The organism is Pseudomonas sp. PvP027 (assembly GCF_017833005.1).
Lineage (GTDB): Bacteria > Pseudomonadota > Gammaproteobacteria > Pseudomonadales > Pseudomonadaceae > Aquipseudomonas > Aquipseudomonas congelans.
The window spans coordinates 1,075,250-1,092,599 of sequence record NZ_JAFIBK010000001.1; the positions used below are offsets into that span (position 1 = coordinate 1,075,250).

Annotated in this window: 14 protein-coding genes; 4 read left to right on the forward strand and 10 right to left on the reverse strand. The window is 60.4% G+C overall.

Annotated elements, in window-relative coordinates; genetic code table 11:
* Positions 1–154 precede the first annotated feature (154 nt).
* On the forward strand, positions 155–1,810 hold the full coding sequence (locus JOE33_RS04200; RefSeq protein ID WP_010432985.1) for an electron transfer flavoprotein-ubiquinone oxidoreductase: 1,656 nt from the start codon (positions 155–157) through the stop codon (positions 1,808–1,810).
* 50 nt (positions 1,811–1,860) lie between these two features.
* Here JOE33_RS04200 and JOE33_RS04205 read toward each other — a convergent pair whose 3' ends face one another.
* Positions 1,861–2,766 (reverse strand): AraC family transcriptional regulator, encoded by a 906-nt coding sequence (locus tag JOE33_RS04205; RefSeq protein ID WP_010432988.1) that lies wholly within the window; start codon positions 2,764–2,766, stop codon positions 1,861–1,863.
* A 179-nt stretch (positions 2,767–2,945) separates the two neighbouring features.
* Between JOE33_RS04205 and JOE33_RS04210 the strand changes: the two genes are divergently transcribed.
* Complete coding sequence (locus JOE33_RS04210) at positions 2,946–3,998, forward strand: NAD(P)-dependent alcohol dehydrogenase (protein ID WP_010432991.1); 1,053 nt, start codon at positions 2,946–2,948, stop codon at positions 3,996–3,998.
* 11 nt (positions 3,999–4,009) lie between these two features.
* Here JOE33_RS04210 and JOE33_RS04215 read toward each other — a convergent pair whose 3' ends face one another.
* The 9 genes from JOE33_RS04215 to leuC all read right to left on the reverse strand — a co-directional run bounded on the left by JOE33_RS04215 (position 4,010) and on the right by leuC (position 14,065).
* Positions 4,010–4,819 carry an IclR family transcriptional regulator gene (locus JOE33_RS04215; RefSeq protein ID WP_032613528.1) on the reverse strand — a complete coding sequence of 270 codons (810 nt, stop codon included), beginning with the start codon at positions 4,817–4,819 and terminating at the stop codon, positions 4,010–4,012.
* Between the two features lie 79 nt (positions 4,820–4,898).
* Positions 4,899–6,209, reverse strand: coding sequence for an MFS transporter (locus JOE33_RS04220; RefSeq protein ID WP_010432999.1), 1,311 nt, complete (start codon positions 6,207–6,209; stop codon positions 4,899–4,901).
* A 326-nt stretch (positions 6,210–6,535) separates the two neighbouring features.
* Positions 6,536–7,684: a galactonate dehydratase gene (gene dgoD / locus JOE33_RS04225; RefSeq protein WP_187625721.1), complete on the reverse strand. Its 1,149-nt coding sequence runs from the start codon at positions 7,682–7,684 to the stop codon at positions 6,536–6,538.
* Between the two features lie 69 nt (positions 7,685–7,753).
* Positions 7,754–8,389 (reverse strand): 2-dehydro-3-deoxy-6-phosphogalactonate aldolase, encoded by a 636-nt coding sequence (locus JOE33_RS04230; RefSeq protein ID WP_187625722.1) that lies wholly within the window; start codon positions 8,387–8,389, stop codon positions 7,754–7,756.
* 1 nt (position 8,390) lies between these two features.
* Entirely contained in the window at positions 8,391–9,395 is a 1,005-nt protein-coding gene (locus JOE33_RS04235) for a 2-dehydro-3-deoxygalactonokinase (protein ID WP_010435136.1), read from the reverse strand.
* A gap of 180 nt (positions 9,396–9,575) precedes the next feature.
* A complete protein-coding gene (asd, locus tag JOE33_RS04240; protein ID WP_187625723.1) occupies positions 9,576–10,688 on the reverse strand; it encodes an aspartate-semialdehyde dehydrogenase in 1,113 nt (370 codons plus the stop codon).
* A 70-nt stretch (positions 10,689–10,758) separates the two neighbouring features.
* The gene (gene leuB, locus JOE33_RS04245; protein ID WP_187625724.1) at positions 10,759–11,841 is read right to left on the reverse strand and encodes a 3-isopropylmalate dehydrogenase; all 1,083 of its coding nucleotides are present in this window, start codon (positions 11,839–11,841) and stop codon (positions 10,759–10,761) included.
* Between the two features lie 147 nt (positions 11,842–11,988).
* Positions 11,989–12,630: a 3-isopropylmalate dehydratase small subunit gene (leuD, locus tag JOE33_RS04250; RefSeq protein WP_054993969.1), complete on the reverse strand. Its 642-nt coding sequence runs from the start codon at positions 12,628–12,630 to the stop codon at positions 11,989–11,991.
* Between the two features lie 10 nt (positions 12,631–12,640).
* Positions 12,641–14,065, reverse strand: coding sequence for a 3-isopropylmalate dehydratase large subunit (gene leuC / locus JOE33_RS04255; RefSeq protein WP_010435128.1), 1,425 nt, complete (start codon positions 14,063–14,065; stop codon positions 12,641–12,643).
* A 145-nt stretch (positions 14,066–14,210) separates the two neighbouring features.
* Between leuC and JOE33_RS04260 the strand changes: the two genes are divergently transcribed.
* Both JOE33_RS04260 and JOE33_RS04265 read left to right on the forward strand, forming a co-directional pair.
* Entirely contained in the window at positions 14,211–15,083 is an 873-nt protein-coding gene (locus JOE33_RS04260; protein WP_003345646.1) for a LysR family transcriptional regulator, read from the forward strand.
* 66 nt (positions 15,084–15,149) lie between these two features.
* Entirely contained in the window at positions 15,150–17,342 is a 2,193-nt protein-coding gene (locus tag JOE33_RS04265) for a GGDEF domain-containing phosphodiesterase (RefSeq protein WP_054993971.1), read from the forward strand.
* Positions 17,343–17,350 lie beyond the last annotated feature (8 nt).

The window sequence follows — 17,350 nt, forward strand, 5'->3', positions numbered from 1 at the left end:
AAACAAACGTTTGTATTGGACCCGCGCAGTGGTGTAGATATAATGCGAACCATTAAAAGACGAGGCGGTTCAATACCTCCATGCGTCGGCCTGCAGCGACCAAAAAAGCAGTGCCCATAAAAACACCGTGAGCCTTGAGAGTAGGAGATAGCCTGTGGAACGCGAATACATGGAATTCGACGTCGTTATCGTCGGAGCCGGCCCGTCCGGGCTTTCTGCCGCTTGCCGCCTTAAACAGAAGGCCGCTGAAGCTGGCCAGGAAATCAGCGTCTGCGTGGTGGAAAAAGGCTCCGAAGTCGGTGCACACATCCTCTCCGGCGCCGTATTCGAGCCCCGCGCGCTGAATGAACTGTTCCCCAACTGGCAGGAACTGGGCGCTCCGCTCAACACGCCGGTCAAGCGCGACGACATCTATGTGCTGCGCGACGCCGAAAAAGCCCGGAAAATACCGGACTTTTTCGTCCCCAAGACCATGCACAACCATGGCAACTACATCATCTCCCTGGGCAACCTGTGCCGCTGGCTTGCTCAGCAGGCTGAAAACCTCGGTGTCGAAATCTATCCGGGCTTTGCCGCCCAGGAAGCGCTGTTCGATGAAAACGGCGTGGTACGCGGCATCGTCACCGGCGACCTGGGTGTCGACCGCGAAGGCAATCCGAAGGAAGGCTTGTACACCCCCGGCATGGAACTGCGCGCCAAGTACACACTGTTCGCCGAAGGCTGCCGTGGTCACATCGGCAAGCAGCTGCTCAAGCGCTTTAACCTCGACGACGAAGCCGACGTGCAGCATTACGCAATCGGCCTCAAGGAAATCTGGGAAGTCGACCCGGCAAAACATGAACAGGGGCTGGTGGTGCACACCGCCGGCTGGCCGCTGGACGATGCCAATCCGGGCGGCTCGTTCCTGTACCACCTGGAGAACAATCAGGTGGTGGTCGGCCTGATCGTCGACCTGTCCTACAGCAACCCGTACCTGTCGCCGTTCGACGAATTCCAGCGCTACAAGCATCACCCGGTCGTCAGGCAATACCTGGAAGGCGGCAAGCGCATCAGCTACGGCGCCCGTGCGATTACCAAGGGCGGCTTGAACTCCCTGCCGAAAATGGTCTTCCCCGGCGGCGCGCTGATCGGCTGCGATCTGGGCACGCTGAACTTCGCCAAGATCAAGGGCAGCCACACGGCCATGAAGTCCGGCATGCTGGCTGCCGATTCGGTGGCCGACGCGCTGCTGGCCGGCAAGGAAGGCGGCGACGTGCTGACCTCCTACGTGGATGCCTTCAAGGCCAGCTGGCTGCATGAAGAGCTGTTCGCCAGCCGCAACTTTGGCGTGGCGATCCACAAATACGGCGCGATCAAGGGCGGCGCATTCAACTTCATCGATCAGAATATCTTCGGTGGCAAGCTGCCGTTCACGCTGCACGACACCAAGCCGGACTACGCCTGCCTCAAGCTGGCAGCCGACTCGAAGAAGATCGATTACCCGAAACCCGACGGCAAGCTTAGCTTCGACAAGCTCAGTTCGGTGTTCCTCTCCAGCACCAACCATGAAGAGGAACAACCCTGCCACCTGAAGCTGACCGATCCGAGCATCCCGATCAGCAAGAACCTGCCGCTGTACGACGAACCGGCCCAGCGCTACTGCCCGGCCGGCGTGTATGAAGTCATCACCAAGGAAGACGGCGAGAAACGCTTCCAGATCAACGCGCAGAACTGCGTGCACTGCAAGACCTGCGACATCAAGGACCCTTCGCAGAACATCACCTGGGTGGCACCGGAGGGCGCTGGCGGCCCGACATACCCGAATATGTAACGGTCGCAGCAAGCTTCAACAGAAAAAGCCCCTTTCGGGGCTTTTTTTATTCAGGCAGGAACACGCAGGTTGCTGCTCTCCTCCCCCGGACTGCGCTCGAAATAGCGCTTGTATTCACGACTGAACTGCGACGCGCTTTGGTAGCCGACCTTCAACGCGACCTGCGCCACGCCCAGGCCCTCGGCCACCAGCAATTGCTGAGCCTTGAGCAGGCGCAGGCGCTTGAGGTACTGCACAGGCGACAACAGCGTGCTGCGCTTGAAATGCTCATGAAAGGTCGACGTGCTCATGTTCGCGCAACTGGCCAGCGTGTCGACGTTCAACGCGTGGTCATAATGCTCATGCAGGTAGGTCACCGCCGAAGCAATTCGTGCGAACTGTCCTTGCTGCTCGACCAGCGCACGCAACACCCCCGACTGCGGTCCGCGCAGCGCGGTGTACAGCACCTCGCGAATCCGTGCCTGGCCCATCGCCTGACACTCCAGCGGATCGTGCAGACAACGCAGCAGACGCTCGACACTGTCGCGCATGGTGTTGTCGATGCGCACCGAGGTCATGGACTCCGGCGTCTGCACCTGACTCTCGTGCCCGGTGACCGGGCCCATCGCCTGCACCAACTCGCCCAGCAACACGCGGTCAATGGCCACCGAAACGCCGTAAAGCGGCTTTTCCGGCGTGGCGAATGTTTCGCACTTGAACGGCACCGAGAGCGCCTGGATCAGGTAATGCCCGGTGCCGTATTCGAACGTACGCGGCCCCAGGCACGCGACCTTGCTGCCCTGTACGACGATCATCAGGCTTGGCTCATAGATCTGCGGGCTGCTGGCGACATAACCAAACGCCGAGAGCACCCGAACCTCCGGCAACGGCGTAGCGACAAACCCCGGGCGTACCGCCAGCGGCTGGATCAGGGAAACGAGGGTGGCATTGCCATCCAGCACAACAGGTAAGGTCATGAGTACAGCCTGACAGAGAAACAGACAGCCGTATCATCGCAGATTTGCGCCTCAGCGCCGACCCTGAAATTCCGGGCCGGAGGAATAGGCATGAAACACGGAGGATTCACCATAGCCGCGAAGGGCCCGTATCAGGACAATGGTTCGCCTCTCTTCCGTCACACCTTGCGAGGTCAAACATGTACACAGCTATCGGTTACGCCGCACAGTCAGCTACCGCTCCCCTCGCCCCGATGACCTTCGAACGTCGCGCTCTGCGTGCCGACGACGTTGCCATCGAAATCCTTTACTGCGGCGTCTGCCACTCCGATATTCACCAGGCACGCAACGAATGGGGCATCGCCGTCTACCCGCTGATGCCGGGCCACGAAATTGTCGGTCGTGTAACTGCCACCGGCAGCAGTGCAACCCAATACAAGGTCGGTGACATGGTCGGTGTCGGCTGCATGGTCGATTCGTGCCGCGAATGCTCGGCCTGCAAGTCGGACCTCGAGCAGTACTGCCTGGAAGGCCCGACCATGACTTACGCCACGCCAGACCGCGTGGACGGCAGCAACACCATGGGCGGTTACTCGAACAGCATCGTGGTCGCCGAGCACTTCGTCGTGCGCGTCCCGGAAAAACTCGACCCGGCAGCCGCTGCGCCAATTCTCTGTGCAGGCATCACCACCTATTCGCCGCTCAAGCATTACGGCGTCAAGGCTGGCGACAAGGTCGGCATTCTGGGCATGGGCGGTCTGGGCCACATGGGTATCAAGTTCGCCAAGGCGATGGGCGCTGAAGTCACCCTGTTCACCCGCTCCGCCGCCAAGGCTCAGGAAGCACATCGTCAAGGCGCCGATCATGTGATCGTATCCACCGACGCTGAACAGATGAAGGCTGCTGCAGGGCACTTCGACTTCCTGCTCGACACCATTCCGGTGCAGCACGACCTGAACCCCTACCTGGAAACCCTGCGTTTCGACGGCGCCCACATTCTGGTCGGCCTGATCGAGCCGATCGAGCCGCCAGTTCATGCAGCCAATCTGGTGATGAGCCGTCGCGTGCTGGCCGGTTCGTTGATCGGCGGTATCGCGGAAACTCAGGAGGTACTGGATTTCTGTGCCGAGAACGACATCACCTGCGACATCGAAATGCTCGATATCCGCAACATCAACGAAGCCTACGAGCGCATGCTGGCCGGTGACGTGAAGTACCGCTTCGTGATCGACATGGCCACGCTGAAGGCCTGATCGACGCCCGATCAGCCGCCGAGATCGGCCGAGAGTTCCGCTGCGATGGTTTTGATCAGCGGAACCAGCTCGGTCATCTTCTCCAGCGGCATATAGGGCACAGTACTGGCGACACTGATGCCGGCAACGATCTGTTTGCTGGCATCACGTACCGGCGCTGCGACACAACGGATCGACGGTTCGTTGTCCTCCAGATCGAACGCATACCCTCCCTCTACGTACTCTTCCCTCCGGGCCTTCAACTGCTCCCAGGTTTGCTGCTCATGAGCAGGCCATAGCGGATTTCTGCCTGTGCTCGGCATGCTGATTTCATACAGCCGCTGCCACTCCGACTGAGCACTGTCCAGCAACAGCGCCTTGCCGATACCGGTGCGCACCAGCGGCATCCGATGCCCGACCCGCGAACGCATTTCCGGGCCATTGCGACCGGGATTCTTGTGCAGATAGAGCACATCGTCCCCTTCCCTTACAGCCAGATGCACGGTATCGCCGGTCAGCTCCGACAAGCGATCCAGATAAGGCCGGGCGAGCATCGCCAGGGGCACCTCTTCACGCGCCTGAAACCCCAGCTCGATCAATTTCGGCCCAAGCAGATAACCCACTTGAGGAACGACCCGCAGATAACGCTCCTCGACCAGGCAACTGGCCAGACGGTGCGTGGTACTGCGCGTGGTGCCGATCAGCCGGGCGATCTCCTTGAGGTCCCGTGCGCCACCGGCAACCGCCTGCACCACCCCCAGCCCGCGCAGCAAGGTCTGAGTCCCGGTGGGTACGGAATCCTTGCCGGTAATCTTTTCAGGGGTGATCGAATCGTTGTGCATGAGAAGCCTTGCTCGGATCAAAAGGGTTCGGATCGAAAACCGGCGGCATTATCGCCGCCAGCGTCCAGATGCGTCGACATCAGAGCTCGATACGCTCCACTTTCCCTACCAGCAGGATGTACGACAGCGCACCCAGCAGTGCCAGGACCGAAATGTAGGTGATGGCCGGCGCGAACGAGTCTCCCGACGCCAGGAAGCCGATCACGATCGGGGTGGCGATGGCGGAGAGGTTGCCGATGAAGTTGAACGTGCCGCCGGTCAGGCCCAGCAGGCGCGCCGGTGCCAGGGTCGAGACCAGCGACCAGGTGATCGACGCCAGGCCGTTGCCGAAGAACGCCAGCGCCAGAAAGGTGATCACCAGCGGCGTCGAGTCGACAAAGTTGGCACCGATGATCGAGGTCGAGATCAGCAGCCCGGCAATGATCGGCAACTTGCGCGCAAAACCTACGCTATGCCCGCGACGGATCAGCCAGTCGGAAAAGAAGCCCGAGCACAGCACGCCGACAAATGCGGCGAGGAACGGCAATGACGCCAGCAGGCCGGACTTGATGAAGTCCATCCCCCGGTACTTCACCAGATAGGTCGGGAACCAGGTCAGGAAAAACCACAGCGTGGAGTTCAGGCAGAACTGCCCCAGGTAGATGCCCCACAACTTGCGTTTGCTCAACACAATGCCCAGGTCCAGCCAACTGAACGCCTGCTTCTGTTTTTCGACGTCCTTCTGGATATCCACCAGCCCGCCGCCCTTCTGAATCAGCTCGATTTCCTGCTGATTGACGCCTTTGAAATCACGTGGCTCGCGATACACCGTGTACCAGATCAGCGCCCACAACACGCCGACCCCACCGGTGGCGACAAATACCATGTGCCAGCCGTAGTGCGCCTGCAACCAGGCCAGCACCGGGGTCAGGAACGCCAGACCGACGAACTGCCCGGAGGTATAGACGCCGATGGCAGTAGCCCGCTCACGCTCGGGAAACCAGGTGGTGACCACACGACTGTTGATCGGATAGGCAGGCGCTTCCAGCGCACCGACTGCCATGCGCAGTACGAACAGGGCGATGAAGCTGGCGGCGAAGCCGAGCATGATGGTCGCGATGGACCACAGCAGCAGGGCCGCGGTATAGAGAATGCGCGGCGGCACGCGGTCTACCAGCCAGCCCCCGGGCAGTTGCATGGCGGCATAGGTCCAGCCGAACGCGGAAAAGATCAGCCCGACATGCACCGGATCAAGGCCCAGTTCGGAGGTCAGCGCCGGCGCGGCAATCGACAGGTTGCTGCGGTCCAGATAGTTGATCACCACCGTGATGAAAAGCAGCGCCATGATAAAGAAACGTTTGCGGGACGGCGTCACCAGGGATGCCGCACCCTCCAGAGTTCGAGTGCGCATGGAATGTAGCCTCTTGTTGGATTTATTGAGGTCTGTGTTTCGATATAACCGAGCTGAAGGCACGCCGATTCTCGTTCCCACGCAGAGCGCTCATCGTTATACGCAAGTGCGCTTTTGATTCTGGCCGAAGGCCGTAGGAGCGAACTTGTTCGCGAAGACAATTGTTCATACGAAACATTTTCAGAGAACAGGTAAGCCTGTTCGCGAACAAGTTCGCTCCTACGCCCTGCGGGCAGAAGCCTGAACGCCCATTTTCCAGGCTCTTCAGGACTTATGTATGGCGATGAGCGCAGAGCGCCGAAACGATGGCTAGCGGATTTGCTTTTCTACCACTCGGCAAAACTGCCATCCGCATGACGCCAGATCGGGTTGCGCCAGCGGTGGCCGATGGCGGCGCGTTCGATGACGTACTCTTCGTTGATCTCGATGCCAAGGCCGGGGCCGTTGGGGATCTTGACCATGCCTTTGTCGTAGTCGAAGACTTCCGGATGCTTGACGTAATCGAGCAGGTCGTTGCTTTCGTTGTAGTGGATACCCAGGCTCTGCTCCTGGATGAAGGCGTTGTAGCAAACCGCGTCCAGTTGCAGGCACGCCGCCAGCGCAATCGGCCCCAGCGGGCAATGCAGCGCCAGCGCGACGTCGTAGGCTTCGGCCATGTTGGCGATCTTGCGGGTTTCGGTAATACCGCCGGCGTGCGAGGCGTCCGGCTGGATGATGTCGACGTAGCCTTCGCTCAACACGCGCTTGAAGTCCCAGCGCGAGAACAGCCGCTCGCCCAGCGCAATCGGCGTACTGGTCAACGGCGCCAGCTCCTTGAGTGCTTCATAGTTCTCGCTGAGCACCGGCTCTTCGATGAACATCAGCTTGTAGGGGTCCAGCTCTTTCATCAGCACCTTGGCCATCGGCTTGTGAACCCGGCCGTGGAAGTCCACACCAATGCCGACATTAGGCCCCACTGCATCACGCACAGCGGCCACGTTGGCCAGCGCCAGGTCGACCTTGTCGAAGGTGTCGAGAAACTGCAGCTCTTCGGTGCCATTCATCTTCACGGCTGTAAAGCCGCGCTCGACCGCTTCCTTCGCGGCGCGCGCCGTGTCTGCAGGCCGATCACCGCCAATCCACGAATAGACGCGAATCTTGTCACGCACCTGACCGCCGAGCAGGTCACTGACCGACACGCCCAGCGCCTTGCCCTTGATGTCCCACAACGCCTGATCGATGCCGGCCAGCGCGCTCATGTGGATCGCGCCACCCCGATAGAAGCCGCCGCGGTACAGCACGGTCCAGATGTCTTCGATGTTGCGCGGGTCCTTGCCGATCAGGTAATCGGAAAGCTCTTCCACAGCCGCAGCAACCGTTTGCGCGCGACCTTCGACCACTGGCTCGCCCCAGCCGACAACGCCCTCGTCGGTCTCGACCTTGAGGAAGCACCAGCGCGGCGGAACGATGAACGTGGTGAGTTTGGTGATTTTCATGGGTGCGGTTTCTCTTGTTGATTCTCTTGTTGGAAAGCGGCTACTGCACGGCGGCTTCTGCTGCGCCGGTCAGTCTGCAAGCGCTGCGCTGTGCTGCTTCCAGGCCGCCACGTAGGCCTGAGCACGCTTGGTTACGTCTGCGACGCTCATGCCGGGTTTGAACAGCCCGGAACCCAGACCAAAACCCTTCACGCCGGCGTCGAGAAATACCTTCATGTTGTCCGGCGAAATACCACCGACCGGCAGCAAAATCGTGCCCTTGGGCAAGACCGCCAGCCACGCCTTGACCACCGCCGGCGACATCTGCTCGGCAGGAAACAGCTTGAGCACATCGGCGCCTTCGGCCAGCGCCGCAAAGGCTTCGGTCGGCGTGGCGACCCCTGGCGACAGGAACAGCCCGGCCGCCTTGGCCGCACGCAACACCTTGGCGTCGCTGTGCGGCATGACGATCACTTGCCCGCCTGCGTCCTTGACCTGAGTCACCTGTTCAGGGGTGAGCACGGTGCCTGCACCGATCAGGCAATCGGCAGGCAATTGCTGACGCAACAGGCGGATGCTGTCGAACGGTTGCGGGGAGTTGAGCGGCACTTCGATGACCCGAAACCCCGCTTCGTACAGCACATCGCCCATGGCAGGCGCTTCTTCGGGACGCAGGCCGCGCAGAATCGCGACCAGACCGTTTTCTTTCAATGCTTGCTTGAGCATATCAAACCTCTCGAATGTGTTGGGACGAGCGGCGCGCGATCAGGCCTGCCTGCACGGCGACCTGCCACAGGCCGCGCTCGGTCGCCTGCTCGGCCAATGTCACCCCGGGAAAGCCACAAACGGCCAAACCGCGTGCATAGCGCGTGCACAGCGAATCGCTGCCGATGAGGATCACCGCAGGCAATTGTTCGTGGTTGTGCAGGTGCAGCCTGGCGATGGCCCCCAGTTCATGGCCAATCAACAGGCCGGAAAGATAGTCAGGTTGCGCACTGGCACCCAATTGCCCGGTAAGGCCGAGCGTTCGCGTGCTGAAAATCGTCGACAGCGGCCCCGCGGAGCCCGCGTCGGACAGGGCAATCGACAAGCCGCGGTCAAAGGCCTGCTCATCGAACGCCTCGGCAGGCTGCATGGTGCGTCCGAGAATGGTGTGGGCGCAGAGCGCGGCGTAGACCTCGCCGGTCATGAAGGTATCGAAGTGAACGATGCGACCCCGTTCTACCTGCACCCATTTGGAGTGGCTGCCGGGCAGACCGATCAGCAGCGGCTGGCTGCCCTGCCCTTCTTCAAGGCCTGCCAGCACACCCAGCACTTGGGTTTCTTCGCCACGCATGACGTTGGGCAGGGTCGAGCGCTGCAGTACGCCGGGGATGATGTGCACCGTCACGCCGCGCACACTGCGCACGGTCTGCAACGCTGCGCTCAGCTCATTGACGCTGGCCGGGGTTTCCCGATAAGCCGCTTCGCGCCAGCCCTGCGCGCTGCCGACCATGCCGCAGGCAATCACCTGCAGGTCTGGCTGGGCATCGAGCCAGTCGCCGCAGGCCTGGTCAAAGGCCAGTTCGAAACCGTCACTGCAGAACTGCCCCGCAATCAGTCGCGGCGTAGTCGGCAGCTGCATGATGCCCGCGCTCAATGCGCGCTGTTCCAGCACCTGGCCATGTTCGCCAAGTCGATAAGCACGAAGTGAGGTTGTGCCCCAATCGAGCGCGATCAATTGAGCCTGCATTGCTTCACCTGTTGTTTTTTTGGAAGTGAGTGCAGGACGACTATAAACCCGTTGTTACAGTTATCTCAATATGTAAATTTTAATCCCATATATAGGGATATTAAGTGATAACCAAAAACGATCGGGCATAAAAAAACCCGCCTCCCTTTCGGAAAGCGGGTTTGCTGTGAAACCGAAGCCTCAACGCTCCAGCAGGATTCTCAGCATGCGACGCAGCGGCTCCGCAGCGCCCCACAACAGCTGGTCGCCCACGGTGAAAGCGCCCAGGTACTGCGAACCCATGTTCAGTTTGCGCAGACGCCCGACCGGAATACTCATGGTGCCGGTCACGGCCGTCGGGCTCAGCTCGTGCATGCTGGCTTCGCGGTTGTTCGGCACCAGCTTGACCCAAGGGTTGTGCTGGCTGATCAAGCCTTCGATGTCCGCAATCGATACATCCTTGTTCAGCTTGATGGTCAATGCCTGGCTATGGCAGCGCATGGCGCCGATGCGCACGCAGATGCCGTCCACCGGGATCGGGCTCTTGAAGCGACCGAGGATCTTGTTGGTCTCGGCCTGGCCTTTCCATTCTTCGCGGCTCTGGCCGTTTGGCAGAGCCTTGTCGATCCACGGGATCAGGCTGCCCGCCAGCGGCACGCCGAAGTTCTCGGCAGGGAACGACTCGCTGCGCATGGCTTCAGCCACCTTGCGGTCGATATCCAGAATGGCGCTGGCCGGATTGGCCAGATCATCGGCCACCGAGGCATGCACCGCGCCCATCTGTTTGATCAGCTCACGCATGTTCTGCGCGCCGGCGCCGGACGCCGCCTGATAGGTCATGACGTTCATCCACTCGACCAGACCGGCATCGAACAGACCACCCAGGCCCATCAGCATCAGGCTGACGGTGCAGTTGCCACCGATATAGTTCTTGGTGCCCGCGTCCAGTTGCTGGTCGATGACCTTGCGATTAACCGGGTCAAGCACGATGACCGCGTCATCCTGCATGCGCAGGCTGGACGCCGCATCGATCCAGTAACCCTGCCAGCCGGCTTCGCGCAGCTTGGGGAACACCTCATTGGTGTAGTCGCCACCCTGGCAGGTCAGCACCACGTCCAGGGTTTTCAGCTCGTCGATACTGTAGGCATCTTTCAGGGGCGCAACATCCTTGCCCACCGAAGGCGCCTGGCCACCGACATTGGAAGTAGTGAAGAACACCGGCTCAATGAGATCGAAGTCCTGCTCTTCCCGCATCCGCTGCATGAGCACGGAACCGACCATGCCACGCCAACCGATCAGACCTACACGTTTCATCGCAACTACACCTTGAATAAAAGTGGGACCGCCGCTCTGCGCGTACACAGCAGGCGGCGGGCCAGAGAGATTACAGATTCCGCAGCGCGGCGACTACAGCATCGCCCATTTCCTGCGTACCGACTTTGACTTTGCCTTCCGACCAGATGTCACCAGTACGAATCCCCTGATCCAGAACCAGGCTGACAGCCTTTTCGATGGCGTCGGCCGCATCGGTCAGTTTGAAGCTGTAACGCAGCATCATCGACACCGACAGAATGGTCGCCAGCGGGTTGGCAATGCCTTTGCCGGCGATGTCCGGTGCCGAGCCGTGGCAAGGCTCGTACATGCCCTTGTTGGCCGTGTCCAGCGAGGCCGACGGCAGCATGCCGATGGAGCCGGTGAGCATTGATGCCTGATCGGAGAGGATGTCGCCGAACAGGTTATCGGTCACTATCACATCGAACTGCTTGGGTGCACGCACCAGTTGCATGGCAGCGTTGTCGACGTACATGTGGCTCAGTTCGACTTCAGGGTAATCCTTGGCGACCTGCTCGACGATTTCGCGCCACAGCTGGCTGGACGCCAGCACGTTGGCCTTGTCCACCGAGCACAGCTTCTTGCCACGCACCATGGCCATGTCGAAACCGACTTTGGCAATACGGCGGATCTCGCTTTCGCTGTACGGCAGCGTGTCGTAGGCCTGACGCTCGCCATTATCCAGCACCCGCGTGCCGCGTGGCGCGCCGAAGTAGATGCCACCAGTCAGCTCGCGAACGATCAGGATGTCCAGGCCGGCGACGATTTCCGGCTTCAGGCTGGACGCGTCGGCCAGTTGCGGATAAAGGATCGCCGGACGCAGGTTGCCGAACAGGCCCAGTTGCGAACGGATTTTCAGCAGACCTCGCTCAGGACGGATGTCGCGCTCGATGGTGTCCCATTTCGGGCCACCGACAGCACCCAGCAGCACGGCATCGGCCGCACGGGCACGATCCAGGGTTTCATCGGCCAGCGGCACGCCGTGCTTGTCGATGGCCGCGCCGCCGATCACGTCGTGGGTCAATTCAAACCCCAGCTGATACTTTTCGTTGGCCAGCTCCAGCACCTTGACCGCTTCGGTCATGATTTCCGGACCAATACCATCACCTGGGAGAATCAGAATCTGCTTGCTCATAACATCCTCTATTTTGTGCATCGGCGTCTTTGACAACGCCTGCTTGAAACGCTCGATACCACAGAAAATTTAGCGTGCGGCCAAAACACTTTTGCCAGCAAGGCGCAATTGCACCTTACTGGCAAGCATGCATCCGGTGTTGATCAATCAGTCGCGGAACAGCCACGGCTGGCTGGCGCGGTGCCTGCTCTCGAAACCGGCGATTGCCTCGGCGTCCATCAGCGTCAGGCCGATGTCGTCCAGACCATTGAGCAGGCAATGCTTGCGGAACGCATCTATTTCAAAGCTCAGGACCTTGCCATCCGGACGGGTCACGGTCTGCGCCTGCAGATCGATACTCAACTGATAACCGGGTGTGGCTTCCACCTGCTTGAATAGCTGATCGACGTCTTCTTCGGACAGGATGATCGGCAACAAGCCGTTCTTGAAGCTGTTGTTGAAGAAGATGTCCGCATAGCTCGGCGCAATGATTGCGCAGAAACCGTACTCTTCCAGTGCCCACGGCGCGTGTTCGCGGCTGGAGCCGCAGCCGAAGTTTTCCCGGGCCAACAGAACGCTGGCACCCTGGTAACGCTCGTGGTTGAGGACGAATTCGTGGTTCAGCGGGCGCTTGGAGTTGTCCTGATAAGGCTGCCCCACGTCGAGGTAACGCCATTCATCGAACAGGTTCGGACCGAAGCCGGTGCGCTTGATCGACTTGAGAAACTGCTTGGGAATGATCTGGTCAGTATCGACGTTGGCACGATCCAGAGGAGCGACCAGGCCATGGTGCTGGGTAAAGGCTTTCATACGGGACTCCTCAGTGCTGGATCAGGTCGCGAACATCGATGAAACGGCCATTGACCGCAGCGGCGGCGGCCATTGCCGGGCTCACCAGATGCGTCCGGCCACCGGCCCCCTGACGACCTTCGAAGTTACGGTTGGAGGTCGACGCGCAGTGCTCGCCGGAACCCAGGCGGTCCGGGTTCATCGCCAGGCACATCGAGCAGCCCGGTTCACGCCATTCAAAGCCGGCTTCGATGAACACCTTGTCCAGCCCTTCCTTCTCCGCCTGCTCCTTGATCAGCCCCGAACCTGGCACCACGATGGCCTGCTTGATGGTCGCAGCCACCTTGCGGCCCTTGGCGACATCGGCCGCGGCGCGCAGGTCTTCGATGCGCGAGTTGGTGCAGGAACCGATGAATACCCGGTCCAGCTGGATATCGGTAATCGGCTGGTTGGCTTTCAGGCCCATGTACTTGAGCGCACGCTCGATGGAGCCGCGCTTGACCAGATCCGGCTCTTGCGCAGGGTCCGGCACGTTCTGATCAACCGCCAGGACCATTTCCGGCGAGGTGCCCCAGCTGACCTGCGGCTTGATCTGTGCGGCGTCCAGTTTGACCACGGTATCGAACACGGCGTCCGGGTCGGACACCAGGTCCTTCCAGGCTTCGACAGCGAGGTCCCACTCCGCGCCCTTGGGTGCGAACGGACGACCTTTGACGTACTCGACGGTCTTCTCGTCGGTGGCCACCATGCCAACCCGCGCGCCCGCTTCAATGGACATGTTGCAGATGGTCATGCGCCCTTCGATCGACAGGTCGCGAATCGCACTGCCGGCGAACTCGATGGCATAACCGTTACCGCCTGCGGTGCCGATCTTGCCGATCACCGCCAGTACGATGTCCTTGGCGGTGACGCCAAACGGCAACTGCCCTTCGACCGACACCAGCATGTTCTTCATTTTCTTGGCGACCAGGCACTGGGTGGCGAGCACGTGCTCGACCTCGGAAGTGCCGATGCCGTGGGCCAGCGCACCGAACGCGCCGTGGGTAGAGGTGTGCGAGTCGCCGCAGACCACGCTCATGCCTGGCAGGGTTGCGCCCTGCTCCGGGCCAATCACGTGGACGATGCCCTGGCGGGGATCATTCATCTTGAATTCGGTGATGCCGTACTCGTCGCAGTTGTCGTCGAGGGTCTGCACCTGCAAGCGCGACACCTGATCCTCGATGGCACTAATGCCACCCTTGCGTTCGGCCGTGGTCGGCACGTTATGGTCAGGCGTGGCGATGATCGAGTCGATCCGCCATGGCTTGCGCTTTGCCAGCCGCAGACCTTCGAACGCCTGCGGCGAGGTCACTTCGTGGATGATGTGACGGTCAATGTAGATCAGCGCCGAACCGTCGTCGCGCTGTTTGACCAAATGCGAATCCCAGAGCTTGTCGTAGAGCGTTTTCCCGGCCATCGGACGTACTTCCTCATCAGCTTCTTTCTATGCCTTGGGCAATCGTTGCGATGACCCTTTGGCTTGTGCGGTCATCCTATGGAATATGCTTAAATAACTCAAATTCATAATTTTCATACTTTGGATAACCAACTGGAATCTGACCATGGACCTGGCCAACCTCAATGCCTTTATCGCCATCGCTGAAACCGGCAGCTTCTCCGGGGCAGGCGAACGCCTGTACCTGACCCAACCGGCCATCAGCAAGCGCATTGCCGGCCTGGAGCAGCAACTCAACGTGCGCCTGTTCGATCGCCTGGGCCGTGAAGTCAGTCTGACCGAGGCCGGACGCGCTCTGCTGCCACGCGCCTACCAGATTCTCAACGTGCTGGATGACACCCGCCGGGCACTGACCAACCTGACCGGGGAAGTCACAGGGCGGCTGACTCTGGCGACCAGCCATCACATCGGCCTGCACCGTTTGCCGCCGATATTGCGCGCCTTTACCCGCACCTACCCGAAGGTTGCACTGGACATTCAGTTCCTGGATTCGGAAATTGCCTATGAGGAAATTCTTCACGGGCGCGCCGAGTTGGCAGTCATTACACTGGCGCCCGAGCCGCATGCACTGATCCGCGCCGTGCCCGTATGGGACGATCCGCTGGATTTCGTCGCTGCACCCGAGCACCCGCTGGCCAACAGCGGCCCGATGAAGCTGGAGGATATTGTGCGCTATCCGGCGGTTTTTCCCGGCGGTAACACCTTTACCCATCACATTGTCAGCGGACTGTGCGAGGCCCAGGGCCTCAAGCCCAACATCGCCATGAGCACCAACTATATGGAGACCATCAAGATGATGGTTTCCATCGGTCTGGCCTGGAGCGTTCTGCCGCGCACCATGCTTGACGAACAGGTGGCACGCATTCCGCTGCCGGGCGTACAGCTCAATCGCCAGCTAGGCTACATCCTGCACACCGAACGTACGCTGTCGAATGCGGCACGGGCATTCATGAAATTGCTCGATGCGCAGACACAGTGAACAGATGCTGCTGCAGGCCGCAGGCAGATCGCTCTGGCGGTTCCATCGATCAAAGGCTCGGATAACATGCCCAACCTACCGGATAACGCCGCGCCGAAAACTGCCGCACAGTCGGCATCCGCCAGACTGCCGCTGACAGACGCAGAGCGGGCCCTGCAGGAAACCCGTGATCGCCTGGAGCTGGCGCTGGACCTGGCGCAAATGGGCACCTGGGATCTGGATATCGTCCGCAACCGGCTGCAAGCCTCGGCACGCGCGGCGCTGCTGCACGGTTTGCCGGCACTGCCCGTCGATGAGTCTGGCGGGCAGTTCTTCGGCAGTCTGCCCGGCGAAGAACGCCGCCGAATGCGCGCAATCTATGCCGTGGCACTCGAAACCGGGCAGGACTGCCTGCAAGTCACCTACCGGTTCAAGTTGAAAAACGGAGCGTCACGCCTGCTTGAAGGCCGCGCGCGAATTTACCGGAATGAACAGGGCCAGCCCGTCAGGCTGTCCGGCACCCTGATGGACATTACCCAACAGTGCGCGCAGATCGCCCTGGAGGCCAGCGAGGAAAAATTTGCCAAGGCGTTTCATTCAAGCCCCGACTCGATCACCATCACTGAAATCGACTCGGGCCGCTATGTCGAGGTCAACGATGGTTTTACTCGCCTGACCGGTTTCAGCGCCGAGGAAGTGCTCGGCCGTACAGCGCATGAAGTCGGTATCTGGACCGACACCTTGCAGCGCGAACACATGCTTGAAGAATTGCGCCAGAAAGGCCGGGTGCATCACCGGGAAATGGACGGTCGAGACAAGCATGGCGCGCCCCTGGTGCTGGATATATCGGTCGAGTTCATCACCCTGAACAACACCGCCTGCCTGTTGATGAACGCCCGCGACATTGGCGCACTTAAAAATGCCCAGGCGCAGATTCAGCATCTGGCTTATCACGACCCGCTGACCGGGCTGCCCAATCGCGCACTGCTGCTCGACCGTCTGAGCCAGCAAGTATCGCTGCTTCAGCACCAGAACCTGCGCGGCGCCCTGCTGTTTCTAGATCTGGACCATTTCAAGCACATCAATGACTCGCTTGGCCACCCGGTGGGCGATAGCGTTCTGAGCATCATCGCCGCACGCCTGGAAGCCAGTGTGCGCCAGGAAGACACCGTGGCCCGCCTCGGCGGCGATGAGTTCGTGGTGTTGATCTGCGGCCTGGAAGGCTCACAGGACCAAGTCACTCGACAAGTGCGGGAGTTGGCCGACAACCTGCGCAACCTGCTGGCCGAGCCGATGTTTCTCGACGGCCATCGCCTGCAGGTCACGCCCAGCATCGGCGTCGTGCTGATCCCGGATGATGGCCTGACCCCGGCCGATCTGCTCAAGCGCGCTGATATCGCCCTGTATCGGGCCAAGGATTGCGGGCGTAACGCTTCACAGTTTTTCCATGTGTCGATGCAACAGGCCGTCAGCCAGCGTCTGCGCCTGGAAAATGATTTGCGCCTGGCACTGACCCGCAACGAATTTCACCTGCACTTCCAAGCCCAGGTCGACTGTCGCAACGAATACATCACCGGAGCCGAGGCACTGCTGCGTTGGCAACACCCCGAATACGGCCTGCTGGCGCCCGATCAGTTCGTGCAGATACTTGAAGAAAGCGGGATGATTCTGGAGGTCGGCAGCCATATTCTGAACGAAGCCTGCAAAATCGGTGGCCTGCTCTTACGGCAGGGGCTGATACCGGAAAACAAATTCCTGATGGGCGTCAACATCAGCCCGCGACAGTTTCTCCAGCACGACTTTATCGAGCGCGTGGAACGCAGCCTTACCCTGAACCAGTTGCCTGCGTCCATGCTCAAGCTGGAAATCACCGAAGGTATCGTCATTCAGAATCTGGACGACACCATCCTCAAGATGCTCAGCCTCAAGGCGCTGGGCGTCAGCTTTGCGATGGATGATTTCGGCACCGGCTATTCGTCCCTGACCTACCTCAAGCGCCTGCCGGTGGATACGCTGAAGATCGACCAGTCCTTCGTCCAGGACGCCACCAACGACCCCAATGACGCAGAAATCATTCGTGCCATCGTTGCCATGGCGCAGAGCCTCAACCTGAATGTGATCGCGGAAGGCGTTGAAACCTCGGAGCAGCTGGCGTTTCTCGAAAGAGTCGGCTGCTACACCTATCAGGGCTATCTGTTCAGCGAACCGCTGCCAGGCCCGCAGTTCGAGTCATTGCTGGCACTCAAGCGGCCTGCGCAGCAAACCGCACATCAGGACTAAAAAAGAGA